Annotated in this window: 34 protein-coding genes; all 34 read left to right on the forward strand. The window is 52.3% G+C overall.

The window, feature by feature from the left end; genetic code table 11:
* The first annotated feature begins 2 nt into the window (after positions 1–2).
* The 34 genes from ACGHP5_RS05850 to ACGHP5_RS06015 all read left to right on the forward strand — a co-directional run bounded on the left by ACGHP5_RS05850 (position 3) and on the right by ACGHP5_RS06015 (position 23,305).
* Entirely contained in the window at positions 3–242 is a 240-nt protein-coding gene (locus tag ACGHP5_RS05850) for a hypothetical protein (protein ID WP_004293629.1), read from the forward strand.
* 5 nt (positions 243–247) lie between these two features.
* Positions 248–775, forward strand: coding sequence for a hypothetical protein (locus ACGHP5_RS05855; RefSeq protein WP_004293630.1), 528 nt, complete (start codon positions 248–250; stop codon positions 773–775).
* A gap of 40 nt (positions 776–815) precedes the next feature.
* Complete coding sequence (locus tag ACGHP5_RS05860; protein WP_004293631.1) at positions 816–1,913, forward strand: hypothetical protein; 1,098 nt, start codon at positions 816–818, stop codon at positions 1,911–1,913.
* Positions 1,914–1,923: 10 nt separating this feature from the next.
* Complete coding sequence (locus ACGHP5_RS05865) at positions 1,924–2,814, forward strand: hypothetical protein (RefSeq protein WP_008860787.1); 891 nt, start codon at positions 1,924–1,926, stop codon at positions 2,812–2,814.
* The gene (locus ACGHP5_RS05870) at positions 2,811–3,269 is read left to right on the forward strand and encodes a hypothetical protein (RefSeq protein ID WP_008143016.1); all 459 of its coding nucleotides are present in this window, start codon (positions 2,811–2,813) and stop codon (positions 3,267–3,269) included. Before ACGHP5_RS05865 ends, ACGHP5_RS05870 begins: the two co-directional genes overlap by 4 nt.
* A 15-nt stretch (positions 3,270–3,284) precedes the next feature.
* A complete protein-coding gene (locus ACGHP5_RS05875; protein WP_008143017.1) occupies positions 3,285–3,560 on the forward strand; it encodes a DUF3846 domain-containing protein in 276 nt (91 codons plus the stop codon).
* Between the two features lie 4 nt (positions 3,561–3,564).
* Entirely contained in the window at positions 3,565–4,044 is a 480-nt protein-coding gene (locus tag ACGHP5_RS05880; RefSeq protein WP_004293635.1) for a hypothetical protein, read from the forward strand.
* Positions 4,045–4,049: 5 nt separating this feature from the next.
* The gene (locus ACGHP5_RS05885) at positions 4,050–4,370 is read left to right on the forward strand and encodes a hypothetical protein (RefSeq protein ID WP_004303957.1); all 321 of its coding nucleotides are present in this window, start codon (positions 4,050–4,052) and stop codon (positions 4,368–4,370) included.
* Between the two features lie 202 nt (positions 4,371–4,572).
* Complete coding sequence (locus tag ACGHP5_RS05890; protein ID WP_004293638.1) at positions 4,573–4,818, forward strand: hypothetical protein; 246 nt, start codon at positions 4,573–4,575, stop codon at positions 4,816–4,818.
* A 28-nt stretch (positions 4,819–4,846) separates the two neighbouring features.
* Complete coding sequence (locus tag ACGHP5_RS05895; protein WP_004293639.1) at positions 4,847–5,494, forward strand: hypothetical protein; 648 nt, start codon at positions 4,847–4,849, stop codon at positions 5,492–5,494.
* Positions 5,495–5,507: 13 nt separating this feature from the next.
* A complete protein-coding gene (locus ACGHP5_RS05900; protein ID WP_040295805.1) occupies positions 5,508–6,176 on the forward strand; it encodes a hypothetical protein in 669 nt (222 codons plus the stop codon).
* Positions 6,169–7,431, forward strand: a complete 1,263-nt coding sequence (locus ACGHP5_RS05905; RefSeq protein ID WP_022048014.1) for an RNA-directed DNA polymerase — start codon at positions 6,169–6,171, stop codon at positions 7,429–7,431. Before ACGHP5_RS05900 ends, ACGHP5_RS05905 begins: the two co-directional genes overlap by 8 nt.
* Positions 7,432–8,300: 869 nt before the next feature.
* Positions 8,301–8,780 (forward strand): hypothetical protein, encoded by a 480-nt coding sequence (locus tag ACGHP5_RS05910; RefSeq protein WP_004293642.1) that lies wholly within the window; start codon positions 8,301–8,303, stop codon positions 8,778–8,780.
* Positions 8,777–9,865, forward strand: a complete 1,089-nt coding sequence (locus ACGHP5_RS05915; protein ID WP_008143029.1) for a hypothetical protein — start codon at positions 8,777–8,779, stop codon at positions 9,863–9,865. The genes ACGHP5_RS05910 and ACGHP5_RS05915 overlap by 4 nt, the downstream gene beginning before the upstream one ends.
* Before the next feature lie 362 nt (positions 9,866–10,227).
* Positions 10,228–10,407 carry a hypothetical protein gene (locus ACGHP5_RS05920; protein WP_004322731.1) on the forward strand — a complete coding sequence of 60 codons (180 nt, stop codon included), beginning with the start codon at positions 10,228–10,230 and terminating at the stop codon, positions 10,405–10,407.
* Between the two features lie 12 nt (positions 10,408–10,419).
* Positions 10,420–10,707: a hypothetical protein gene (locus ACGHP5_RS05925; protein WP_004322729.1), complete on the forward strand. Its 288-nt coding sequence runs from the start codon at positions 10,420–10,422 to the stop codon at positions 10,705–10,707.
* A gap of 13 nt (positions 10,708–10,720) precedes the next feature.
* Positions 10,721–11,446, forward strand: a complete 726-nt coding sequence (locus ACGHP5_RS05930) for a hypothetical protein (protein WP_008860791.1) — start codon at positions 10,721–10,723, stop codon at positions 11,444–11,446.
* An 11-nt stretch (positions 11,447–11,457) separates the two neighbouring features.
* Positions 11,458–12,042: a hypothetical protein gene (locus ACGHP5_RS05935; RefSeq protein ID WP_008143037.1), complete on the forward strand. Its 585-nt coding sequence runs from the start codon at positions 11,458–11,460 to the stop codon at positions 12,040–12,042.
* 33 nt (positions 12,043–12,075) lie between these two features.
* Positions 12,076–12,312 carry a hypothetical protein gene (locus ACGHP5_RS05940; RefSeq protein WP_004322721.1) on the forward strand — a complete coding sequence of 79 codons (237 nt, stop codon included), beginning with the start codon at positions 12,076–12,078 and terminating at the stop codon, positions 12,310–12,312.
* Entirely contained in the window at positions 12,293–13,225 is a 933-nt protein-coding gene (locus ACGHP5_RS05945) for a hypothetical protein (protein WP_008143040.1), read from the forward strand. Before ACGHP5_RS05940 ends, ACGHP5_RS05945 begins: the two co-directional genes overlap by 20 nt.
* Positions 13,225–13,572 (forward strand): hypothetical protein, encoded by a 348-nt coding sequence (locus ACGHP5_RS05950; protein WP_008143041.1) that lies wholly within the window; start codon positions 13,225–13,227, stop codon positions 13,570–13,572. Before ACGHP5_RS05945 ends, ACGHP5_RS05950 begins: the two co-directional genes overlap by 1 nt.
* Before the next feature lie 51 nt (positions 13,573–13,623).
* Positions 13,624–13,842, forward strand: coding sequence for a hypothetical protein (locus ACGHP5_RS05955; protein ID WP_004293651.1), 219 nt, complete (start codon positions 13,624–13,626; stop codon positions 13,840–13,842).
* Between the two features lies 1 nt (position 13,843).
* Complete coding sequence (locus ACGHP5_RS05960) at positions 13,844–14,053, forward strand: hypothetical protein (protein WP_004293652.1); 210 nt, start codon at positions 13,844–13,846, stop codon at positions 14,051–14,053.
* A gap of 59 nt (positions 14,054–14,112) precedes the next feature.
* On the forward strand, positions 14,113–15,135 hold the full coding sequence (locus ACGHP5_RS05965) for a hypothetical protein (RefSeq protein WP_004293653.1): 1,023 nt from the start codon (positions 14,113–14,115) through the stop codon (positions 15,133–15,135).
* A 2-nt stretch (positions 15,136–15,137) separates the two neighbouring features.
* Positions 15,138–15,674, forward strand: a complete 537-nt coding sequence (locus tag ACGHP5_RS05970; protein ID WP_004293654.1) for a hypothetical protein — start codon at positions 15,138–15,140, stop codon at positions 15,672–15,674.
* 15 nt (positions 15,675–15,689) lie between these two features.
* The gene (locus ACGHP5_RS05975) at positions 15,690–15,905 is read left to right on the forward strand and encodes a hypothetical protein (RefSeq protein ID WP_004303944.1); all 216 of its coding nucleotides are present in this window, start codon (positions 15,690–15,692) and stop codon (positions 15,903–15,905) included.
* A 21-nt stretch (positions 15,906–15,926) separates the two neighbouring features.
* The gene (locus tag ACGHP5_RS05980) at positions 15,927–16,739 is read left to right on the forward strand and encodes a hypothetical protein (protein ID WP_004293656.1); all 813 of its coding nucleotides are present in this window, start codon (positions 15,927–15,929) and stop codon (positions 16,737–16,739) included.
* A complete protein-coding gene (locus tag ACGHP5_RS05985) occupies positions 16,718–17,503 on the forward strand; it encodes a hypothetical protein (protein ID WP_004293657.1) in 786 nt (261 codons plus the stop codon). Before ACGHP5_RS05980 ends, ACGHP5_RS05985 begins: the two co-directional genes overlap by 22 nt.
* Before the next feature lie 69 nt (positions 17,504–17,572).
* Complete coding sequence (locus ACGHP5_RS05990) at positions 17,573–18,472, forward strand: DUF932 domain-containing protein (RefSeq protein ID WP_004293658.1); 900 nt, start codon at positions 17,573–17,575, stop codon at positions 18,470–18,472.
* Between the two features lie 11 nt (positions 18,473–18,483).
* Positions 18,484–19,074 carry a tyrosine-type recombinase/integrase gene (locus ACGHP5_RS05995; RefSeq protein ID WP_004293659.1) on the forward strand — a complete coding sequence of 197 codons (591 nt, stop codon included), beginning with the start codon at positions 18,484–18,486 and terminating at the stop codon, positions 19,072–19,074.
* A gap of 81 nt (positions 19,075–19,155) precedes the next feature.
* Complete coding sequence (locus ACGHP5_RS06000; protein WP_004293660.1) at positions 19,156–19,824, forward strand: hypothetical protein; 669 nt, start codon at positions 19,156–19,158, stop codon at positions 19,822–19,824.
* A gap of 130 nt (positions 19,825–19,954) precedes the next feature.
* Positions 19,955–20,545 carry a hypothetical protein gene (locus ACGHP5_RS06005; protein ID WP_018665671.1) on the forward strand — a complete coding sequence of 197 codons (591 nt, stop codon included), beginning with the start codon at positions 19,955–19,957 and terminating at the stop codon, positions 20,543–20,545.
* Complete coding sequence (locus tag ACGHP5_RS06010) at positions 20,532–22,436, forward strand: hypothetical protein (protein WP_018665672.1); 1,905 nt, start codon at positions 20,532–20,534, stop codon at positions 22,434–22,436. Before ACGHP5_RS06005 ends, ACGHP5_RS06010 begins: the two co-directional genes overlap by 14 nt.
* Positions 22,433–23,305, forward strand: a complete 873-nt coding sequence (locus tag ACGHP5_RS06015) for a DpnD/PcfM family protein (protein WP_119993140.1) — start codon at positions 22,433–22,435, stop codon at positions 23,303–23,305. The genes ACGHP5_RS06010 and ACGHP5_RS06015 overlap by 4 nt, the downstream gene beginning before the upstream one ends.
* The last annotated feature ends 109 nt before the right edge of the window (positions 23,306–23,414 follow it).

Genomic DNA, 23,414 nt, shown 5'->3' on the forward strand with positions numbered 1-23,414 from the left:
CTATGGAAACGAAAGAACTTACTACCCACCAGCGTGGTGTTATTCTACGCGGCATCTGCGGCGGGGCTGCATTGAAAGACAAGTCGCCGCAAATATCTGAAAACAATACCGTCATAACCTGCGCCGGAGGGTTGGAGATTTGGGACATCTGCTGCATCAGCAGTGATGCCGAAGCCTTCGGCCTGAAACCGTCCTTCGGTTATGACGGGCACACGAGAATCACTTTCACCCCCAAAGAATAAGCGGAATGAAATCATATTACTACTTGGACTACCTGCACCGTGAAATCTTCCTTGAAGAGGAGGATATTCAGACCGTTCCGGAATCAGGCAGGGCGGACGATGCCTGTTCCGCCATTGCCGAAAAGCCGTATGTCGTGGAGCAGTTCATGGCGGACTCTTTCCGGACACTCAAAGATGTGGCCAGCCGCCTGTGCGATTCCCCTGATATTAAAAGCCGCCACGATGCGCTGATGTATATCGTGTGGAGGGTGGCACTGGACATCAAGGAGTGGCGGACTCTGAGCCATAGCGAAGCCGCCGTCAAGGTAACCCGTGAGGACGGTTTCGTGTGGCTGCTTGTATCGGCGGAAAATGCCCGGAAGCTATGGGAGGCAGACGTATTCTCCCTGTACAGGCTTTATGCCGATGATTCGGAATCCCTGATCGAAAGCGAGGCGGAGCTGGAATCGACTATCAAGGGCGGATACCAGATAGGTATCGAGGTGGGGTTCGCCTCTGTAATGGACCATGCCGCCCGGATGAAGCAACAATAAAAATCGGAAACAATCAAATAACGAAATCAAGAAGAAAGGTATGGAAACAACATTATTGACAAAGGAAAATGCCCATCGTGTGACCATGGTGCGGCGTGTGGATGCCCCGGAAAGCGAACCGGTAGCGTTTCTTTTCAGGGGAAAGAGACACGGGTATTGCAGCTATTCCCATCTTGTAGGGAATCCGGGCAAGGAAGAAATCCTCGCCCCGGCGGACTTCAAGGACTGGGAAGTTGTGGAAGTGGCGCACCCGGGCTATCTGGAAGAATATTTCAAGCAGGCGTGCAGCTCCTACAACCTCACCTCCTTCTCACCCGACGAGCGGGGTGAGTCAGACATCGCCTCGCACGAAAAGGAACTGCACGAGGATTTGCAGTCGATGCCCGAGCAGCAGCGGGAACGTTACATGGAAAACTACAAACGCTATTTCTCTGCCATGATCGCCGCCAACAGCCGTTGTGCCAGCGCGATGATTACGGGACCTGCACGCTTCAACACGGGCCGCAACGAAAAGGCCTGCAACAGCCACGCCAAGAGCGTCACGGCGTTCCGGGAATGGCGAGAACGTGCACTCGAAGCGATTCGCAAGGCTACCGAAGCGGCCAAGCCCGAAGAACAGCGTCTCGAGGAGGAGTGGCAGAAGGTCAAAGCCTTTATCGACGATGCCGCCTCGACCATTCACGGTATCGATACGGGTACGGCACGAGGCTATAGCCGGGCTCTCTTCGTCAGCAACCTCGCCGGGCGACTCTCCACCTATGTCAACCATGGCAACGTGGAAATCATCGACCGTGCCGTCGCTCGTCTGCGAGAGTGGAACGACAAAGTCAAGAAACCTGTCGTCACGGCACGCCATTCAATCTTCAAGTATCCCGAACTCGTCCGCAAGGTGCGGGAAAAGCAGCAGGAACGGGCAAGCCGTGAAAATCGTGAGATTCCGTTCGATGGCGGCAAGGTGGTCTACAACTTCGAAGAAGACCGCCTGCAAATCCTCTTCGACAAAATACCCGATACCGATATGCGTACAACCTTGAAGCGTAACGCTTTCAAGTGGGCGCCACGCAACCAGGCATGGCAGCGCCAGCTCACCCGCAATGCCGAATATGCCGCCGGTCAGGTGTTGAAAATAACCATTTAATCCAGTGCCCATGAGATACATCATCGATTCACGTTATTTCGACGGGACATGCCTCACGTCGATGTCGGATGACATGCACAGCGACTACGGCGGCGAGACGCTGGAAGCACTGCGCGAAAGGGAGAAGAACCCGTACCTGGTCGCTGTATCACCGGTACGCATGACACTGCTTGTGAAGCGTTATACCCGGGCACTTTGCAAGCCCTTCCATGAAATTACGGAGGAACGTTATTACGAACTGCTGGAATGCCTGCCTCCGGCCCGCATGCAGAGCGACTGGTTCTTTGTCGGGGAACCGTATTACCGAAACCTGTACGCGCTCTGTTTCGAGTCGGACGGCAGGTATTTCCGGGCGGAACGTCCCATACGTCTTTCCAATGCGGAAATCTACCGCCAGATTCGGGAACACATGGAGAAAGTAAACCTGCATCCCGCCATCGTCAAGAAGGCTTCCTTTGTCAAATATGTCAATTGGTACAAAAAGACGGTCACCTACATACCGTACTATTTCGAGTATGGAGGTAAAATATATTTCCTGAAGAACCTCGCCACTCGGACGGGATCCGAATTTGGCGACCGCCGGGAACGGAACGAGATGGCGGCATTGCTGAGGAACCTGCGCGGAAACCGCTACGAATACTGCACTTTCTACTCCCAAAAGAAGGACATCTTCGAGTTTTTTGACTGGCTACGGAAGAACAAATACACGCTGGAAATCCAGGGCGACTTGTTCGACTTTGCGGATGACCGCTCCCACGTGGACTTTCACGGCAATGTATGCGAGTATTCGGCTGTGTTCCATTACCGCATCTATTCACGCGAGCTTTTTGGCCATATCATTAACCAGCTACGCACCGTGAAACGGTATCACGCGTGGCATAAAAGGAGGGAAATACGATGAAAATCTCAAATGAACCTACCCCATACCTCCTGCTCAAGGCAGGAACTGACAGTGCATGGGATTGCTGCGACTTTGCAATCGTGTACCTGTCAAAAGAGTGGAGACAGACACAGTCCGGCAGGCTGGAAGCCGTCAAGCCATTCAAGGATGACATCAGTTTCCAGTCTTTGAACTTTTATGACATATCGGTTGGTTTTTACCAGCCGGACGAGGACGGGATACTGGGCAGCGAGGACTTGCCGGAAGACAATAACTGGTGCTTCGTGGAACTGACCGAAACGGAACTGGAAAGGTTGGTTCCGCCGGACAATGTGCTGGTCAGCCATATCTTGGCGGTATTTGCAAACGGGGAAGCCAGATACCGGGCGTACGGCAAACATACCGACGAGCGATTCTATACTGAAAAATTCCCTTTGCAACAGATTTTGGATATACTGGCGAGTCATGAATCTTAAAATTTCAAAGCAACTATGACAGAAATCATCAAAACGGACGGAACACGCCAACCCGTGCAGCCAGCCAATGGCTCAGACTTCACGCTGGAGGAGATGCAGGCGATTGTCGGCGGCTACATCGAACTGGTGGAACTGGACGGGAGCACGACAATGGTCGTCAACGAGGAAGGCAAACTTATCCCTCTGTCCCTCAATCTTGAAGCGAGCAGGATATTCCGTGCTCATCACCCGGCGTCGAAAGACTTCATCGTTGGGGACGTACTTGTGTGCAATAACAATCAAATCAGATAAAATTATGGATAAAGAGAAAGCAAAAGCGCTCAGCAAGACCCTCGCATGCTACAAAGAATTACAAGAGAATAACAGTGTAAACCTGATCGAGTTCCATACCGCTGACGGGCAGAAACACGGTATCGGCAACCCGGAAGCCATCAAGCTGTTGCTTTCGGTGGCCGTCATCGAACTGGAACGCCAGCTCCGGACCGCACAGTTCGGTGATATTCCGGAAAGCCTGGAGAACAGCCGCGAGTACAAGGCGGCCAAACAGCTGGAATACGCCATGAACGATTTGGGATTCAAGTCCGAACGTTTCGCCCAGGCTCTTCCTTATTTCCACAAGACACTGGAACAGACATTCTTCAGAACGGTAAAGGCTTCCATTACCGCTATGGCAGGGCGTGATTCACGCTGCATTGACGACCGCAACCGTGCTTCATACGAGATGTGTCAAATGCTGGCCTCCATGCTGGAAGATACCCGTCTGCCCTTTATCTAAATGCCATGTTCATAGACGAGAGGACACAAAACCGCCTCCATGCCGTGCCGGGAGAGAGTATCTCCCACGGCACGATGCGCACGCAGGACCTGATTCCGGCGTTCTTGGACGTTATCCGTGACACACCGGAATACGTGCAGGTGATGAATGCCATCCCCGCCCATGCCATGGAGGACAAAGAAGCAGACTGGTGGAACAGCGATGACGCGGCGGGATTGCTGGAATCGCTGTTCGACACGCTCGATAGTTACTCACCGGAGGGGTACTATTTCGGTGCTCATCTCGGTGACGGGTCCGATTACGGATTTTGGAAAATGGACAAGTGAATGTCGGAACATGGTACGGATTACAAAAGACAAGCGGCATGACATTCTCAAAGACGGGATTTGTATCGGGCAAATCTATCTTGCCCGTGCCGAAAGCAGGAAATTAAGATACTGGGCAATCTCTTGCATGAGTGGAATCGGCTTCAACACTTTCAATGAAGCCCGCAGTTATGCCAAGGATTTCCTTTAATAAAAGAATCGCATGAAAAATTGGATACAACAGATGCTTTTGTGGCGTAAAAAGACGGACAAGGGCAGAATGACACTCGGAAAGGTGCAGAAAGAGTATCGCGAGAATGACGTATGCATGGGAGAACTCCTTGATGCCCTTCCCGCCGACGGCCTTTCCATAGAGGAAGCGTTCGAGCTGGCTATCACCGCCAAGAAGTGGGCGGACGGAGACCGTTTCTACCGGAGTATCAACGATGGAGAACCGGAAGAATTGTAAGGTAAATAACAATAAACAATAATGACAAATGAGCAGATATGATTTTATAAGATTCGGCGGCTTTGTCAACTGGGCGGACGAGGACACGGACACGTTCCGGAAAATGAAAGTCTGCCTGCCGGTAAAGGAGCCTGTCGAAGATGACACGAAAATAGGACTGATTTCCACGGACGAGGACAATCCGGAAGAAATCGCGGTTTCCTATTCCGTCAGGGCAGCCGAACTCATCCCTTGGACGGACTCATTCCAGGAAGGATACTGGAAAGCCCTGATAGTGGCAGAGGCAAACGGAGCAGGCACGGACGTATTGCTGCCCATGCTCAAAGATGCCGGACTATGCCTGATGGAATGTGTCTTCCTGATGCTCCGGAGCGATGCCTGCAAACTGTTTCCGGTCCTGTGCCGGCTGTTCCCGGAAGTGGAGGAAATGTTTGAGATTATCACATGGAATGACAGGGAATATTTTGTCAGGGAACTGACGCTGTTCCGTGGAACGGGCGGGGAATACAAAACCTTGGTCTCTGTAACGGGTCTGCAAGACGTGCTGGTCGGCAAAGACGGCGCACCCATATCGGACGAGGCGGAGGCCGTGGACCGGAAAATCTGCTATTACTTCACGGACGAGGAGTTCCTGCTGCCGGAAGAGCGGCTTGTGGCCCTTGCGGAGGATGCGTGAGAAATCATAATGTATGTACAAAGACCAGAAAATGAATAAAAGAATGAACAAACAGCAAACCACTCCCGTTACCGACACTTTTAAGGGGATGCTACTTATGTCAATGGGTGTCCCTGTAGGAAACATCCGTCCCTACCGTTTGAAGTCGGCACCTTCCTGCCTCGGCGGTTTCGAGCGCATGAGCGTAGCGGCAGCACGAGCCTTGGGAATGGATATCCCGGAGACGGAGAAAGAGAACGATGAAGTTTACATATGCCGCTTGGGACCCGCCGTTTTCCATAAATGGATGCCTGTCTGGATGTTCGAAACCGCTTTCGAACCGGTTCCCGAGCAGAGACGCGGTGACCGCATCCGAACACTTACGGAAGAGATGAACAACCATCACGTGGCGGAGAAAGCCCTGAATGAAAAATGTTACGCCCTGTCCGTGGAGCTGCTTTCCGAGTGTGGCGGCAGCCTTGATGACAACGGTGAACAATCCTCGACCTATCTCCATGTTGTGGACCGTGACCCCGTGGAACTGGTCATCACGAACGCATCGCTCCGGAAAGACGGGAAAATCTTCATCATGGGTTACAGTTACTACACGGGCGAGGAGTACGAGCAGGAATGTGACGTAGAATCCGGCATGGACATACTGAATTTTATCCTTTCCCAAAAAAGTTTTGAGTGCTATGAATGAAGATAAGATATTGCAAATGTTCTTCGACATAGGCCGGTGGACGAAGGCCATTGAAAAAGGCGTGCTGAAAGACATTAGGAAAGACCAACTTATTCGGCTGACCGACGAGCATACCCGTATGGCGATGGCCTATGCCATGCGCCGGGGAAAGTACGAGATTTCCCCTCCCCACACGGCGCAGATACCCAAGGACAACGGTGAGTTCCGCACAGTGTACGTAAACGAGCCGATGGACCGCGTAGTACTGGGTATCGCCAACGACCTGCTCTTCGAGTTGATGCCGGAGATGCTGCACTCTTCGTGCAAGTCCTACCAGACCGGTATAGGGTGCGGCAAGGTAGTTACGGAAGTCAGCCACCGGATGACAGAAACCGGCAATAGCGGCTGTCTGGGCTGGAAGTCCGACCTTTCCAAATACTTCGACAGTGTTCCGATACGGTTCATCGACGAGGCGTTCGACAAGGTGGAGGCCAAACACGGCCAGTCTGCCCTGATAGACGTACTTAGGAAATATTACCACTCGGACCTCTATTTCGATGAAGATAACCGGTTGCAAAGCAAGTATCAATCCTTGAAACAGGGTTGTGCTGTGGCTAGCTGGCTGGCGGATGTACTGCTCTACGACCTAGACAGGGAACTGTCACAAATGAACGGCTACTACGTCCGGTATTCCGACGATATGCTTTTTATCGGCAAGGATTATGAAAAAGCGATGGACACACTCCAAAAACGCCTGGAAGATAAATCCATGAAGCTAAATCCCAAGAAAGTGGAATACCTGGCAGCCGATGTCTGGTTCAAGTTCTTAGGATTCAGTATCAAGGGCGGCATGGTCTCGCTCTCGTCATCACGCATCAAGACCTTCCAGCACGAGATCGAGCGGCGGACAATCCGCTGCCGGGACACGACACTGGTAAAAGCCGTGGACGCCGTGAACCGTTACCTGTACAAGGGCGAGTTCAGCTGGGCGATACAGGTATTGCCGGTCTGTAATGTGAAGAGTGACCTCAACGAGCTGAACAAGTTCGTGATGGACTGCTTTAGAGCCATTCAGACGGGCAGGTGCAAGATCGGCGGTCTGGGATATGTCCGAACCAAACCGGATGGCTGCATCGTCCGGGGACGGGGACGCAACGTGAAGGCCAACCGCGATAAAACAGACCGGGACATACCGGGTTACCTGACTGTCGGCTGCATGCGTAACGCCCTTCTGACCAGCCGGGCGGTGTACAACACGCTGGTGGCATCGCTATAAGTTACGCCGGGCACACGGCAGAACGGGTGGACGGGCAGGCTATTCAACGTTACAGGCTTATAACCAGAATCCATATCGAGATTAACCGGTCTAACACCCGGTTAATCCCATCTCGATTCTGGCTGCGCCTGTAATGTATCGGGAAATTAAAGTCATGTGCCGTCTGTCCCGCACCCGTTACCGGAGCACACCGGGAAAGTTCAAGGAATAGGTTTGGGCATCCCGCGTACCAACGTCTTCTTTCCGAGTCTGAAGGCGGCTGACCGTCGCCTTCGGACTCCGCAGAAGACCCATACGCGGGATACATCGGAAGCATAAAGCCATGTGCCGGTATTATGAGAACTTTCAGTCTTTTCCAGCACGGGAACGTGCGGTTCGGGGGAATGGATTCAGCCTGCTGTCCCCGATAAGCCCGTCTCGCGCCGTCGTATCCCTAACGTTATACGACGGCGCCATTCCGGCTTCCGCCACAGCAGACATCGGACCTGTAAAGGAACGTGCCGGCATTCCGGGAACCGCAAAAAGAACAGCACAGGGCAAAGGGGGCAAGGCCGGGATTTCAACAGAGCCGCAATTCACACAGCTGGAGCCTGTGTCATCTCCTGCTAACACGACAGATGACACAGGTTCCAGCTGTACTCGCGGCCCGTATCAGGTTTTTAAAGGGATGTGCCGTCCGGATGAGTCCCCTGAACAGAAGGTAGCGCGACCGCATATGCACGAGGGACCCAAATTCAAGATACAGTATTCAAGCTTGGTCCTGAGCCAGGCAACTACCTGGTTCAGGACCGAAGTCCTACTGTATTTATCAGGACTATAAAGATACGCGCCAGGGGTTTGAGTGCCATTTATTGTAAACAGGTGAGAAAATGGAAGATATTTACCGAGAAACCGTCACCGCCATAGAGAACGGCGCAAATTTCCGGATTGATTTCCAGTCCAGAAGTTTAAAAGTAAACGGGAGACACATGATACGGAACGGCAGGTATGATGGCGCTCCGTGGTTGCCGGAGTACGGCTGCGGGGATTTTTTCACGGATGTGGAGGAGCTGTACCGCCGCTATAAACATTCGATACCATCGGAGCGCAGCCAGAGCAAGTCCCGCCGGTATTTCATGGCATTGCCCGAAAGTGACCTCGAGGACGGGGACATGCTGTACGGGCAACACCGGGATACCGCGCAATTCGAGCTGGAATTCTATATCCTCTGCCGGATTATAGGCGGGTTCACATGGAATCCCGAAACGATGGGCAAATGGTTCTGGCAAAGCGAAAAAGACAAGGACCTGGTGATACTCAGAAAATGGGTGGAACCCGGAAGTAATCAACTATTAACAAATTCACAATGAGCAGAAAGAAACAAGAAACAAAAGTCCTGTGCCCCGGATGCGGCACGGAATTCGCCATCGCGGACAAGGAATTTGCCGCCACGGGCACCGTTATCGGCAAGAATTCGGATTTGGGCACCGTCTATCCGGTGGTGGCCGGCCATAATTCTCCCGCCGGACTTCCCAAAGGGGCGCGGGAGCGTATCGAGGCACTCCGCGGTGCCGGTGTGGACGTGAGCTGCCTGTTCGCCATGCAGGGAGCCGAGGGCGGCGAGTATATCGCCTCCAACAAAGACGGGAAACTTACCATCCTGGATGACAACGACCCGATATTCGGCAGCATCATGGCACAGGGTACCGTTCCCAACAACCGACTCTTCCGCCGGTGGGTCATGGCACAAATGTTCCATATGATGTCATACACGCATTACCGTGAAAAAGAGCCGGCAGGGGTGACCGAGATGATTCACCGGAAAGGCTATGATTACCAGTGGAAAATGCTCTTGAACGAGCTGCACGCCCAGATGAAGATGGAACACAAGGACATCACGGGTTTTGCCGAGAGAAACCGCTGGTTCAACCGTGATGTGGTTTTGGCCATCGCGAGCGACTATGTCAACGCGCTGAAAAAACACGTGGGCAACCTGGAAACAAGAAAATGCAAGGGAGTTCCCTACAAGCGTATACACGGCCGTAATATTTTCGTGGAGGACCTGCAATCCAAACTGTACTACCCGCTTTCCATCGCGATAACCCACATCAGGCACGCGTTGGACGCCACACAGCTTTACAACGCGGTCAGACAGTTCAATGACCGTCGTATCCGGCTGCCATGGGGCACTCCTCAAAGCAAGGCATGGATGGATGCCTATAAGGGAGCCGGGGCGTTCTTTACCATGCAGAACCTGATTCGTTTCCACGGTTGCACGGCTGTCAATGACCGGGGTCGGCGTCTGGACAAGTACCAGTCACTGGCGTTCCTGTCAGCCAAGGCGGAAGAGTATAAAAACGGAGAAGGCTGGCGGTTGCTGGCAGTCCTGAAAAAAATGCTGGCGGACAACAATATCAACATCAAAAAGAAGATGGCGGCATGGCGTAAGAAATAGGCCGTCATCTCCATCCGCCCGGTAGGCGGCACGGTGTGGCGGGTCAGAATAAATTAGTACTCCCTCCATTGAAATGATGCTCATCCCTGTTAACACAAGATGAGCATCTTTCAATGGAGGCATTACATCGAAAACGTAAAGAGATGCCCCTGTTTGACGACCACACCGCTATTCTAATCAAAACGACATAATCCTTTATACGATGAGCAAGAAACAACTACGACGCAGGGCCTACCTGCTGTACCGGTTACGAAAACAGGGTATCCGATGCCTGACACGTTGCCGGACCATCTTCTACCCTTACGGGGAGGATCCTAAATCAGTACCGCAGATCTGCAGCCTGATAAGCGAATTCCATTTCCATGTCCAGTTTGAAATACCCGCCTGACATGAAACCGGGAGACATTGCAACGCTGAAAGTGCCCTACAAGGGCTATCGCCGTATAGAGCTGTTGGAACGGCTCCAATACACCTGGCTGGTACGCATCTGCGAGAGCGGGAAGGAGATCGAGGTCTATGAAGACGAGTTCGAAACGGATTAAAGGCACGGAACAATGAAAGGAGAACAACAGGAAGAACGCATACCGAACTTTATCGGCAATGCCGTCATTATCCTCACAGCCGCCCATCTGGGCTGCGAGGTGGAGATGCTCGCCACCGCACAGGAGGTGTGGCGGACGAAACGCCTGCCCGAGGCGGTACTGCTGGGCATGTACGAAAAGGCCGCATGCGATGCCGTGTCGGCTGTCCGGAAGAGAGGTCTGGCGGAACAGGCTGACCGTCTCGGAGAGATATTTTACAGGACGGGGGAATTTCCCCCGCCGGAAGAAGACAATACATAAAAAGGAGTAACAAATGAAAACAAGGACTTTTCAGGAAATATATGATTTCTGCCGTACGGACGATACCTACCGGAGCTATTTCGAGGCATCGGACGAGTCCCGCATTACCGGAGCAAGGGCAAGAAAGTACTATTACGGCGACATCCGCCGAGGCCAGTGCCGCGTGGGGACATTCATCTACTGCCAGTCGATGCGGCAGCTTGAAAGGTTCCTCGAGGGCGCAAGGCAGGACCACTACATCCATGTTGACCCGCCGGCCTGCCGGGAAGTGAGCCTCAAGGACGATATGTTCCCCGGCCAGACCGCCTATATCGTGGTACATGTCAGGAGGCAGGGTGTGCAGATTGAAATCGAACACCCGTTGCATGGTGGATGGGTGCATTTCACGGCACGCTCCCACCGTCCCTTCACCAGGGAGGGAATCATAGCCGAGGCGAAGTCCTACATTGACAGCCACATCCTGCTGGCACCGGGAAGATACCGGGACTTGCAGCTGGAACATATGGTTTCCAAGGAACAGTTCCCCGCATGGTACAGGCAGTATAAAATGAGGCTGCACGACCGGGCGGAAGCCGAACATCGGGATATGGTGGACAGATACAGGCACAGGAACGACCTTACCTACGGAGAAGCCCGTGACATGCTCGCGGCTTCGGGTATATTCTTCGACCTGAACTGCGACGAGTTCGAGCGGGACGAGATTACGGAACAATTTGTAAGACTTTGTAACAAAACATAATACCCAGGCAAATGAATCTATATAATCAAATCAAATATAACGGGTATCGCATCAACATCTATTATGATGATGACGCCCGAAGCCCGCGTGAAGCGTATGACAATCTCGGTACGCTTTATACGGCACATCGTCGCTACCGCCCGGAGAAGGAGTTTGATGACCACTTCGATATCGACAAGGTTTTTGAAGGGCATATCGGAAATTTCCGGGAATCGTTCCTGAAGGAATATATCGCCCTGCCGGTCTACCTCTACGACCATGGCGGCATTACAATATCCACCTCGCCGTTCAGCTGCCCGTGGGATTCCGGATTTTTCGGAATCATCGCGGTACCGTTGGACAAGGTGCGCCGGGAATACGGGTGGAAGAACATCACCGCGAAACGCAGGAAGCGGATCGAGGGATACCTGCAAGACGAAATCAGTACCCTTGACAACTACTATACCGGGGAAGTTTTCGGGTATCGCATCATGCCGGAAAGTGACGATGACAATGAACTGGACAGTTGTTGGGGATTCTATGGTACGGAATGTATGAAAGAACTGGAAGCCGAATGCAGGCATATTATCGACGGGCAGAACAAAGCGGCAGCATAAAATAGAAAAATACGCATAATAACTGGAAATACAATGAAGACATCATACGGACTTGAATTTGACACGGTAACAGAAATCAATCCTGAATGGAGCGACTATGACAAGACGATAGCAGGATGTCACCTGGCCAATGCCAGGGTGGTCATCGTGGATACGGAATACGGGCAACCGATAGACAATGAGCATGACCTTGAAGAAATCTACCGGATTCTCGAAAAGAAAAAGACAGGCCATACTAAAAATGAACGACATGGAAGAAAAACGAGATAACAAGGAAATCAGGGTACGCCTGCACCATATCGACCGTGGAAACTGCACGGAAGTATGGGAGGTGCAGACAGAGAAGGGGAAGCCCAGACGCTATCTGGGACGTGACGACGGTTATGGACCGAAGGAGTGGTACACGCTCTGCGATGCTCCCTACGGCTATTGCGAACGCGACTGCCATGTGAGGGAGGACCTCACCCTCATTGTCTGCGACAAAGATTGGAACGAGGTGTTGCGAGACGGAACGGACAGGGAACGCTTTCCTGAAAGTTTCCCTTCACTGGATGAAGCCTGCAACGAGGCATGGAGCAAGGTCGTGAAAGTGCTTCCGCATGTCACGCACAAAGGTTTCGGGCAGTGGATCACCAAACAGTCATTCCTCCCGCTCAGCCAGACCGAAGAATTGAATTGGCGGGATAGCTACTATGAGGAAGAAGCGAGTGAGATACTCTCACGTTTTACATGGATCGGTGAAGAGTATGCCATATTCAAGGTTACCCAGAGGCACACCAAGTGCGACGCCCAATGGTACGAGTATTACGCGGGGAAGACAAACCGGCAGGAACACGAGTGGTATACCCGTTTCTTCGGTTACGAGTACCATGACCGGCATATCAGCGACGTACTCCGGACACTCGGAAGGCGGTGCGACGACATCATCCGTACTGCGGTGGAAACCCGCACGGACCACTATTACGGGCGTACGGTTTCCTGTTTCATGGACGAGTTCATCGGTTACGACCTGTCCCATGAACAGGTCCGTGACGCCAAGGAATGCAGATTGCGCAAGGCACGGGAAGACTACGACGAAGCGAACGCCTACTATTACAAACTGAAAGAGAATGAGGAAAGCATCCGTGGTATCGAATTGATGCTGCACTGCATAAGACAACAAATCCGAAAAATGAAAAGATAATGGCCAGAAAACTACATGTAGCCAGAGTTTGGCAAATCGAATACAAATATCCGGGTATGTATGGCGGGGACGGTCAGGATATCTTTTATGATATCCTGACAATGTTCGAAGTTGATAACTCCGCAGAAGACGCCTATACCGATGACTTCGAAATAGCCCGTTCGGGTCTGCAGCAGCTAAGAAAACATATCTCAGAACAGGATGAAACCTTCCGGCAGAATGCCGAAGAATTTTATTCCTGCCTGGCAAAGGTCGGGATGGACCGGGAAAAGTTTATCGAAGTACTCGATTGTCTAATCAACGGCAGTGACCAAAGCGATGCCTATGTGCATGTCTCATGGTTTTAATGATATGCCATGAAGGCGTTTCGAGCAAACCTGCCGTAACATCAAACCTGTATGAAACCTAAAGATAACGGGCTGGCCAACCTTCATGACCGGAAACGTGAGGAACGCGGTTTCTGCTGCATGCAACTGATCATATTCCTTACAGACAATGGAGTGAAGAGCTGGGATGAATGGCACCGGGCGCATACCGACGCGGCCCGGGGCGAATGCAGATACCGCAAGCGGTGCCCGGTTTATGGACGTAGCAAACATTTAATGAACAATAAATAATATGGTACTTAATATTGTAAAAAACGACCTGCCTGCCTCATGCATTGCAGAATATGTAAGATGCGTATTTGACAATGCCAAAGTAAACATCAAAGATGAAAATGCAGTATCCGTCGACATCGAAGTGACCGGAAAGAACGAGCTGCACTCTTTGGAAGGATTAAAAGAGTTGGAATACTATTTTAAAGATTATGACATAAGAATATGGTGACCGCCATGCAACGGGCGGCAAACCGGAAATTGTTCAACTACAGATAAAAAACAAGCAACATGGAACAGGAAAAACCTACAAAGCCGGAAACAGACAGAACCTTTCCGGAAGACGATGACACACTTTACCGTGAAATGACAGTGCACATGCCCCGCTGCTATTTTCCGACTTCGCTAGGCGAGAACAGTATCCTCAAATTTGCCGGAGAGGAATTCCGCCGCGTCAAGAATATTGTCTGCCGGCGCTACAACTTTAACGAGGACAAATATATCCGGGAGAACGCCGGCGTATCCCCTTTCGACTCTGTTCGAGGCAACTTCGAGCAGGAAGTGTACAGACGTCTCCGTAAGGATTATGCGCACCTCAGTATCATCTCCATCAGAAGATCACTTATGGAGAAAATCCGCGACGCCGTGAAGAAGGAGAACAACATCATCGGCACGTTCTACCGCAACTGCGGCGTACATTACCGGGAGGCGGAATCAGCGGAGTATGAAACCTCCCCGATAGTGGTGGTCCACAATTCCGCTTTTTACGGATACGGCGGTTATGAAAGTGCGACCGTTTATGAACTTTTCATCGACGGGAACGGCAAACTGCTCTGCACGCTCAACGGCGAAGCCGGCGAGGATTTCGATGAGCCCATCGGACAGGTACAGACCGAGGGATTGCTTGAGATTGCCCACTGGCTGGAAGAACACGGGTTCATCTCCGCTGATGTCAATGACGACGAGATTGTCGTATGCGAGGGGTGCGGTTCAGACAATATACAGACCCAGGCATGGGTGGATCCGAATGCCCGTACATTCATCGGTACCACGGGTATAGACCGCTATGATAACTGGTGCGACGAATGCGAGGACCATCAGCCATTCTGTACTTTAAAAGAGTTCAAAGAACGCATGGAGGAATGGTGGAACTCGTTGGACGCAAATCAAATGGAACAGATCACGGGTTGCCGTCAGGACAAGTGTCCGGCCGGAGACAACCATCAGGGGTTTGCCGAAACCTGCAATGAATGGTGGGAAAACAAGGGCTATGACGAGAAACGTAAAATCTGGAAAGAACATAATGACTGCTGATTATGATTTACAATCTTCTTAAACGCATACAGAACCTGTTGGCTTCCAAGCCGTCCGGGACAAAGGAGGAACAGGAAATCCTGAGTCTGGTCAGCCAGGCGCTTCCTGCAATGCTCAATGGGCATGATACGGAAACACTTGCCGCCAATGAGCTGCTGGTACGGATATGCCCCGACACCAAACGGCCGGTCCTCGTATGCCATAACGGCAACGGGCAGTGCCTGTGCCTGCACAATGGGACGACGGAAGAGGATGCCGTCGACGTGGACTTATGGCTGCGTTCCAACGGTAGAGAGTGTAACGGCTACAACAAGTTGCAGGAGGCTGTCGTGGACCTTGCCTACAATGCCGGGGCGGACAACCTGTGGGAGGACAGGGACTCCCGTGCCGTCAATGCCGAGATCGTCCAGTGGGCGGAAGAATTCGAGACTGAGCATGCGGGCACTGATTGGGATGCGGAGGACTACTTCCTTGCCATCGACAGGTTTTACAAGGAAAAGACAAAACAAATGAATCCGGTTACAATACCGGCGAACTGAAAAAATGGCAACCGAATGGACAAGGAAATTGCAGAAGAAATCATCCGGGAAAACCGTTATCCGTCCGGATATGACATACAAGACTATCTGTTTGACAATGAGGATACTGTGCTTTCTCTGGAGGACGGAACGGAGCTGCTTGATGACTTCGACCTCTGGAAAGAACGTTCCGACCTCGAACTTGAAAAAATCATGGACCGGAACTACTGGTCCTCGACTGGTGGATATTAGATTAAAAACAGGAATATAATTATGGTAAGAGAACTTTATCAACGGCTCAGGGAATATTTCAACAACTTACCCGAACCGACAGAAGAGGAAAGACAATTTATCCGGGAGCTGAACGCCGGGTATTTCCCTATCACGTCCGTCCACCGCGATGACCTGGAAGGACAAGGTTTCGATGTGGAAAAGATCAGCGATGACGACATGCAGAATCTGGCGGAAAAGATGGCCGACGATTACTGCGAACAGTTGTTCTGGCCCAGCATGGAAATCATTGCCGGAGAAATCCTGAGTTTCCCGAAAGTAAAAACAAAAGACATTATCTGTCCGAAATGCAATTCGGAAAATATCCGTTATGATATTCACGAAAGTCGGTTCCACTGCGGCGAGTGTTCCCTGGCATGGGATGACAAGTTATATGCACTCGTGGAATTTCCCGAGGAAAGTGCTCCTTTCGAGGAAGAAGGAACCGGTTATCCGGCATGGGGAAGCGGGGAGAACGGGGCGCTTTACGTGCCCGAGGAAGACTATATACGCCATACCGGCAAATCTCCCGAACGGGACAAGTGTTACCGTGCCGTGTGTTGGCCGGACTCCCAGAAATACATGGGAACGAAAGGTTGTGAACCCATACAGGATGAAAACGGGATACGGGATTTCGGCACATCGGCATACTGGGTGCCGCTGCTTCTGACGGAAGAAGCGGCAGAGCGACGAATGGACAAGAAAAAGGTACCGGTATGCCCCGAATGTGGGGGCACAGATATTGACATTCTGAGTGACGAGGGCGTGGCCGTATGCAATGACTGCTGCCTTGAATGGCCTTACGCGGAGGATTGAGAATGGAAACGGTAGATGTTTATACGGAACGAGGCGACCTGGTCACCTGTTCCGATTGCGGCAAGGTGATGCTCCTGCCGTATGGAGCGGATAAATGTCCCGCCTGCAAGAAAGAAGGTTGCCTGGTATGGACGGACGAAAGCTTGCGGGAAGCCGACATCGACTCCCTGCTCGAGAGGCACTGTAACCTGCACCAGAAGAGCGAACTGCAACCGGAGGAGTATCTTTCACTTTCCATACTGGTGACCGAGTATATTCCATATCTGGCCGATAAACCGCAGACAGCGCGTGAAACCCTGTTCCTACTCCTTGAAACCGGCTCTCTTTTCGAGAAATACTGGCGGGATACAAGATGCTTCCAATCCGAAAATATCTACACGCCCGCCATCAAGACACTGCTTGACAAACTGGACGTGAAACTGCGAGAGGGCGACACGATTCCGGTAGAATACCAGGATTGCCGCTCCCTGGAGGACTTCTTCAGGGTCGTTGCCGGCGAGCGTCCGGCAAAGGAAGAGGTATCGTTTTCTTCAGATAAGGAGGGAAACTATTATTTCAACGGACGCAAGGTCAAGGTGGAAAATTCTGACGAGTACGCCTACCGCCTGCTGAAAACCAAAATACAGACGAGCTACCGGCGTCCGGTAGATTTTTACTTCCGCTTCCTTGCCCGTTTCGGACCATACGGAACTTATGGCAACGTGTATTACCCGAGTATCACGGACCTGATATGCAGGCGTTACCTGCCTGAAACCGCAAAATGAATTCCGGAAAGGCGATGGACAACGGTTCACCGCCTTTCTTATTGTATAACTTTTTTAATATCAATCATTATGGCAACAGCATTAGCAACAACGGCCGCCCCCGTGCAGTTCGATTTCCAGAACAACAACGTCGAGGTGATGACGCTCGACACGCTCCGGCGCACACACAAGGAAAATGACATCTATGGCAACCCGCTCAAGGGAATCTACCATTACGAGGTGATAGAGCGCATGGCGGACATCTGCCAGAAACACAACCTGAATTACGAGGTGGAGGAAATCTTCGCCGCCCAGAACAAGAACAAGGCACAGCCCGGCGTGGTCGTCCTGCCCCAGGTGGAACAAAAGTACGGGGCGATGGCCGTCGAGGCGCATATCCTGCGCCGCGTTTATACGACCATCCGCATTAAGGAATGGGAAACGGACGAGCTGACCACGACGCTTGTCATCGCCTTCCATCAGGACGGCATCCAGGCGGCCATCGGCCCGTGCGTCAGGGTGTGCCACAACCAGTGCATCCTCTCCCCCGAACGCAGTGTGTCGAACTACGGGAAAGACAAAGTCACCACCGAAGAGCTTTTCGGTCGTGTAGACGAGTGGCTCTCGAACTTCGAGGTACAGATGAACGAGGACAGGGAACGCATCCGCCGCCTGAAAGCGAAAGTAATTACCCCGGTGGAGATGTACGCCTACATCGGATTGCTGACAGCATTGCGCGTATCGCATGACAGTTCCGACAAGCGTCTTTCGTCCAAGGTGGAGACCTATCCCCTGAACCAGTCCCAGATTTCCATCTTCACCGAGGACCTGCTCAAACTCACCGAAGAGAAGAAGACGCTCACGGCGTGGGATATCTATAACGTGGCAACCGAAATCTACAAGCCCGGACGTACGGACATTCCGGCCATGATTCCCCAGAACGGGGCGCTGGCCGAGCTGATGCTCTCGGAAGGGTTGCCGGAATCTTAAAAGGCTGCCACGTGACAAGAATCAAGGGACAACTGACGACAGCCGACTACCTGCCCATAGCGGAATATAACAGGCTGGTCCGCGGGCTTGAGAAGGACGGCGAGTACCTGTGGGAGACCTACTGCTGGCTGTCGTTCTGCACGGCATGCAGGGCCTCCGACGTGAGGACCCTGCGCTGGAAAGACATCTTAGGAAAAAGCACCATGACCCGCATCGAGCAGAAAACAAAGAAAAACCGCCTGATCAAGTTCAACAGGGACGTGCAGGAGAAGAACCGTTTCCTGTACGAGATGCTCGGACAACCCGCCCCCGAACAGTACATCTTTCTCAGCCCGCGTACCGGGAAACCTTACTCGCTGGAATACATCAACAGGCTGCTCAAGGTATTCAAGGTAAGGTACAGGCTGCCGATCAGGGCATTCTCCACACATACCTTCCGCAAGACTTTCGGGCGCTATGTCTACGAGCTGATGGGACGCTCGGCCGAGGGCCTGATCCTGCTCAACCAGATATTCCGCCATTCCAACCTGGAAACCACCCGGCGCTACATCGGGCTGGCGCAGGAGGACATCGACAAAGTGTTCGATTCCATACGTCTATGAGAATATTTTCAACGATGCCCGGAACCCGAGCGGGAGGTTCCGGGCTATGCTTTATATAACATATCAAAATCAGAACTGTAAATGGACACACCGATATATATCGACACATACTTCCGCGTCGAGTCCGGCTATGACGGCGGTCGCATGCCGGAAGAGAAAGCCGGACGCTTCTTCGACGAGGTAAAGCGCCTTTTCACGGAAACAGGGTTCAGCATCAAGGAAAACAAATACAAAGACGGTTGTCCCGAGGTGTATCTCGGAAAGACATGCCTGTACTGTCATCCCCAATCGTTATCGGGCCCTGTTCTTAAAGAGCACATGGAGCTTATCGAGAAGATTCTGGCACAAGGAACGACCTTCCGGTACCTACGTACTGACACTTACGGCGAGATTCTCGACCTGACGGAGGAGGAAGAACTCGCGTATTACCACAAGACTCATGACATGACTATCGGGGGTGTCTTTCTCGACGCCTTCCGCACCAAGCGCCGGAACCTGTACAAGAGCCGGGAGCAGGTGCTGGAAATACTCGTCGAAAAGCTGCGTGTCAAGACACTCCGTGGGAAGTCCGTTTATTCGAACACCTCCCCGGCATACCGTTATATCAGGGAAATGTACGGGAAAATGGTGTCCGAAGGACGGCTCGTCGAGGGATGCAAGCAAACCGCTTCCGGGAAACTGCCGCTCTGCCGCACGGCAACCGGCAGGGAACTGAAAATGAAAAGACGGGAAGACGACAGGACGGAATGACACGCGGTTCCGTACCGGACATGGCCGGATACCAGTCCGAAGACTTCTGTAAATCATAATTTTCAAGCCGGACTGTCAATCGAAAGAAGGACGACCCGGCTATACTTCAACAACAAGAGATAGCACTATTATGAGCATACAAATCGGAAAACTGTTGCCGGACGGCAGTGTCCGGCACATCAAGGCGCTCCATGAGACGCTTTCAAAAGACCTTGTGAGGAAACTCCGGGTGTTCTATCCCAATGACAGACGGGTAGATGCCCTGCTGTCGCTGGGCGACATACAAAAACTGGGACCGTCACCCTATGGAAAATGGACAGGAACCGGCGATACCGTCCACTGTTTTTCAAAGATCCGTGACGGACGGGAAACACCGCGGCAATCCGCATCACGCATCGCGGACAACGCAGACATTTTCGGCCGCATGGAGGACACGTGCCTCCTGTTCGATAACGGCAGATGGCATGTCATGGACAAGGGAGAATACTGTGAACTGCCGCTCTTCGTCGAAGATACGCCCTCCCATGACAGCATGAAACCGATCACGGTATATGTGAACAACCATGTCCGACTCGAAAAGATAAATACACCGCAGCACTGGCAGGGACTTGAGGAACTCGCCGAACGGGAATCCAGGATACTCTATGTCTACCGGGGGTGCCGCCTTGTGAGAATCGTCCGTTCGTCCAACCTTAAAAAGAAACTGTATGCGGCACAATAACATCGTATCGGCCATAGAATGGCTGCCGGAACACCTGTTCACGGAAGAGATCGTGGAAGCAGCCGTCGAAAGCAAGGAAATAGAGGTGCTGAGCCATATTCCGGGACGTTTCCTCACACCCGGACGTATAGAACGAATCATCGCGGGCAGCACGGAGAGCTGGCACAGCTTCGAGCTGCGCAATATTCCGGAGGCGTACCGTTCGGGAGCAGTCTGTGACTACGCCATGCGCAAAAAAACGAAGAATATCACGGCCGTTCCCGAAGCAATGGTTACCCGAGAAATGGCAGAAGCGGTCATCCGAAACGGACGCGGGGATTTCGACATTCTCGCCTTCATACCTGAACGCCTTTGGGACGCACAACTGGCATACCTGGCCTTGCGCAGCTATATTTACGACCCGTATTACACGGACAGCAGGACAGACGCCGTCATGAAAACGGGGCTTATCCTCGGATATGTCCCCGTTGAGGTAAAGACTCAAGAGTTCTATTACGGGATGCTCGACGGGATGAAAATATTGAGCACGGTTACCGATGCCGTCGTGCCGTCCCGTTTCAAGACTGCGGCATACTACCGCAAGATGGCGGAACATGACCTCTCGCTTGTTCCCGCCCGGTTCTATTCCTATGAGATTCTCCATGCGGCTGTCTGTTCGACCGAAGGAAAAAACTTCATCACAGACCCCCAGTTTTTCAAGCCGTTGTCGGTATATCTGGACGACATGCTGGCGGACCGGCTGATGGAGAAACACCCTTACATGTTCGGGGAGTTGCCGAAGCGGTTCAAGACACCGGAAAGACTGGTCATTGCCATCGATAACAGCAAACGGGAGACGAACTGCTATATCGACGAGGAAACTGAACAATCCCTGCTCACGGTGGAAGTGTGCAAGGCATTCATCCGAAGAAACGGCAACTGTCCCGAATTTCCTGAAAATGTATGGACGCGGGAATTTGTCGACTACTGCATGGAGCACGGGACGTGTTTCCGCTGGTTCCGCCAGATGCCCAAAAAGTTCCAGACCTACGCGAACACGCAGGCGGCGTATGATTACGGCCATCACCATATCTGTGACTTTGCCAAACGGTTCATCACCCCACAAATGGCGAAGGAGTGCTACCGGGAGCGCAGTTATGCACGTGCCATCCCCGGACATTTCCTCACGGAGTTCTGCCGACAGACCGGACTGCCCGAGAAGTTCTACGGCGGGGAAACCACGATGCTGTCGCTGAAAAACAGCCGTGACGACTATACTTACTGCAAAGTCGGCAATACCTGTCTGGCCTTTTACCTGAAAGAACAATACGAGCCGTCCTCGGCACATCTGATGATGACGCGGTCGGATTCAAAATACTGCACACCGGAGAAGGTGTTCGACGTGCCTGTCGGAACCTTCCACCGCACGTGGCTGGAAAAGATCGTGGCGGAAAACGACCCCCGCTTTGTCAAACCCCGTGTGGACAAAGCGTTGAAAGCCGTACAGGCGGTCTGCTATTACGGTGTCGAGAAGTTGAAGGACCTGAACCGTACGGAAATCTTCCGCAACACCTTCATGGGCGAGACCATCGGTTACTGCGCCCGCCGCAGGGACCTGACCTACCACAGCGACAACTGCGGGACCCTTATCGAGGGCTTGAAGTTCAAGATCCGGGGAATGGCTGTCCCCGTAACCCTGGCGGAAGACATGACTCCTTATACGGCCGACATGCTGCACCGGAAGTTCGGCTTCTGCTATATCGGAATGACGGCATTCGCCACGGACTACGGCCTGGACATGGAGAAGGCATACACCTTTGCACAGATGCGCCAGATCGTAAGGGAGAAAGGGCACAAGCCGTCATTGAGAAACTACAAACGTGAACTGAAACAAATAAACATCATACAATGAAAAAATACCGGATAGCTATCGAAGAGACGCTCCGTAAGGTCGTGGAGATCGAGGCGGAAACGCCCGGTCTGGCCGTCTGCAGGGCGGAAGACGAATACAATGAAGAGAAACACGTGCTGTCAGCCGACAATTTCGCAGGAGCTGACATCGCGCTCTCGACTGATGACATCACGGTCATGGAGACTCTGGAAGACGTGGGTTTCATCGGATACGTGCAACGCCGTTTTGAGGAATGCCGGGAGTCCATATCCGTCGAAGACAAAGTCCGGCTGGCATTCGGAAGTTTCGACAACGCCCTGTATGAGTTCGGCGAATACCGTAAGGAGGCGGCCCGGAACCGCCCGCAGGTCTACCTGCTGTACCGGAGCGATGCCTGGCACAACCGTTCTTCCATGGAGCTCATAGCCCCGTTCTCCTCCCTCGAAAACATGATGGAGTACCTGCGGCGTAAGAAGAAGGAATTCCGCCTGACGGAAAGTGATCTGGAAGAGTTCAAGAACAACCGGCAGACGAAGGGGCGCGGCGAAAACTACCTGTACGAGTCGGATTATCTGGATGTGCTGCCGGAACAGGAACCCGAACTGCCGCCGAAAGATGACGCTTTCTATGACAAGGTTTTCACCTGCGGGCAATCCGAGCTGTCACGCAGGGAGTTGGAATCTCTGCCGGAGCCGTTCGATACCTACCATGTTACGGACGAAGAAATGGAACAGATTGTGTACGAAACGGAAATGGAGACACGGGACCGGCTGCGGCTCGGTAAAAGAAAGCCCATAGATTTTGACAATGACCGCCATAGTGAAATCTGGTGGGAAGAAATGGAAAAAGCAGTGGTAAGGCACGGCGTACCGTACTACGAGGCCGAATAACGAAAATAGAACCTGTTCATCACATGCCATAATGATGACGGGCCGTCGCGGCTACGGCTGCGGCGGTCTTTTTTTTCAAAACGAGGTGAGTATTCCACCCCTTATACAA

This window comes from Alistipes sp. i18-0019-D1 (assembly GCF_042852885.1).
Classification (GTDB): Bacteria; Bacteroidota; Bacteroidia; order Bacteroidales; family Rikenellaceae; genus Alistipes.

Coding starts and splice junctions, on each gene's coding strand:
- ACGHP5_RS05850 (WP_004293629.1), top strand. CDS start 3: ATGGAAACGAAAGAACTTACTACCCACCAGCGTGGTGTTATTCTACGC.
- ACGHP5_RS05855 (WP_004293630.1), top strand. CDS start 248: ATGAAATCATATTACTACTTGGACTACCTGCACCGTGAAATCTTCCTT.
- ACGHP5_RS05860 (WP_004293631.1), top strand. CDS start 816: ATGGAAACAACATTATTGACAAAGGAAAATGCCCATCGTGTGACCATG.
- ACGHP5_RS05865 (WP_008860787.1), top strand. CDS start 1,924: ATGAGATACATCATCGATTCACGTTATTTCGACGGGACATGCCTCACG.
- ACGHP5_RS05870 (WP_008143016.1), top strand. CDS start 2,811: ATGAAAATCTCAAATGAACCTACCCCATACCTCCTGCTCAAGGCAGGA.
- ACGHP5_RS05875 (WP_008143017.1), top strand. CDS start 3,285: ATGACAGAAATCATCAAAACGGACGGAACACGCCAACCCGTGCAGCCA.
- ACGHP5_RS05880 (WP_004293635.1), top strand. CDS start 3,565: ATGGATAAAGAGAAAGCAAAAGCGCTCAGCAAGACCCTCGCATGCTAC.
- ACGHP5_RS05885 (WP_004303957.1), top strand. CDS start 4,050: ATGTTCATAGACGAGAGGACACAAAACCGCCTCCATGCCGTGCCGGGA.
- ACGHP5_RS05890 (WP_004293638.1), top strand. CDS start 4,573: ATGAAAAATTGGATACAACAGATGCTTTTGTGGCGTAAAAAGACGGAC.
- ACGHP5_RS05895 (WP_004293639.1), top strand. CDS start 4,847: ATGAGCAGATATGATTTTATAAGATTCGGCGGCTTTGTCAACTGGGCG.
- ACGHP5_RS05900 (WP_040295805.1), top strand. CDS start 5,508: ATGTACAAAGACCAGAAAATGAATAAAAGAATGAACAAACAGCAAACC.
- ACGHP5_RS05905 (WP_022048014.1), top strand. CDS start 6,169: ATGAATGAAGATAAGATATTGCAAATGTTCTTCGACATAGGCCGGTGG.
- ACGHP5_RS05910 (WP_004293642.1), top strand. CDS start 8,301: ATGGAAGATATTTACCGAGAAACCGTCACCGCCATAGAGAACGGCGCA.
- ACGHP5_RS05915 (WP_008143029.1), top strand. CDS start 8,777: ATGAGCAGAAAGAAACAAGAAACAAAAGTCCTGTGCCCCGGATGCGGC.
- ACGHP5_RS05920 (WP_004322731.1), top strand. CDS start 10,228: ATGTCCAGTTTGAAATACCCGCCTGACATGAAACCGGGAGACATTGCA.
- ACGHP5_RS05925 (WP_004322729.1), top strand. CDS start 10,420: ATGAAAGGAGAACAACAGGAAGAACGCATACCGAACTTTATCGGCAAT.
- ACGHP5_RS05930 (WP_008860791.1), top strand. CDS start 10,721: ATGAAAACAAGGACTTTTCAGGAAATATATGATTTCTGCCGTACGGAC.
- ACGHP5_RS05935 (WP_008143037.1), top strand. CDS start 11,458: ATGAATCTATATAATCAAATCAAATATAACGGGTATCGCATCAACATC.
- ACGHP5_RS05940 (WP_004322721.1), top strand. CDS start 12,076: ATGAAGACATCATACGGACTTGAATTTGACACGGTAACAGAAATCAAT.
- ACGHP5_RS05945 (WP_008143040.1), top strand. CDS start 12,293: ATGGAAGAAAAACGAGATAACAAGGAAATCAGGGTACGCCTGCACCAT.
- ACGHP5_RS05950 (WP_008143041.1), top strand. CDS start 13,225: ATGGCCAGAAAACTACATGTAGCCAGAGTTTGGCAAATCGAATACAAA.
- ACGHP5_RS05955 (WP_004293651.1), top strand. CDS start 13,624: ATGAAACCTAAAGATAACGGGCTGGCCAACCTTCATGACCGGAAACGT.
- ACGHP5_RS05960 (WP_004293652.1), top strand. CDS start 13,844: ATGGTACTTAATATTGTAAAAAACGACCTGCCTGCCTCATGCATTGCA.
- ACGHP5_RS05965 (WP_004293653.1), top strand. CDS start 14,113: ATGGAACAGGAAAAACCTACAAAGCCGGAAACAGACAGAACCTTTCCG.
- ACGHP5_RS05970 (WP_004293654.1), top strand. CDS start 15,138: ATGATTTACAATCTTCTTAAACGCATACAGAACCTGTTGGCTTCCAAG.
- ACGHP5_RS05975 (WP_004303944.1), top strand. CDS start 15,690: ATGGACAAGGAAATTGCAGAAGAAATCATCCGGGAAAACCGTTATCCG.
- ACGHP5_RS05980 (WP_004293656.1), top strand. CDS start 15,927: ATGGTAAGAGAACTTTATCAACGGCTCAGGGAATATTTCAACAACTTA.
- ACGHP5_RS05985 (WP_004293657.1), top strand. CDS start 16,718: ATGGCCTTACGCGGAGGATTGAGAATGGAAACGGTAGATGTTTATACG.
- ACGHP5_RS05990 (WP_004293658.1), top strand. CDS start 17,573: ATGGCAACAGCATTAGCAACAACGGCCGCCCCCGTGCAGTTCGATTTC.
- ACGHP5_RS06000 (WP_004293660.1), top strand. CDS start 19,156: ATGGACACACCGATATATATCGACACATACTTCCGCGTCGAGTCCGGC.
- ACGHP5_RS06005 (WP_018665671.1), top strand. CDS start 19,955: ATGAGCATACAAATCGGAAAACTGTTGCCGGACGGCAGTGTCCGGCAC.
- ACGHP5_RS06010 (WP_018665672.1), top strand. CDS start 20,532: ATGCGGCACAATAACATCGTATCGGCCATAGAATGGCTGCCGGAACAC.
- ACGHP5_RS06015 (WP_119993140.1), top strand. CDS start 22,433: ATGAAAAAATACCGGATAGCTATCGAAGAGACGCTCCGTAAGGTCGTG.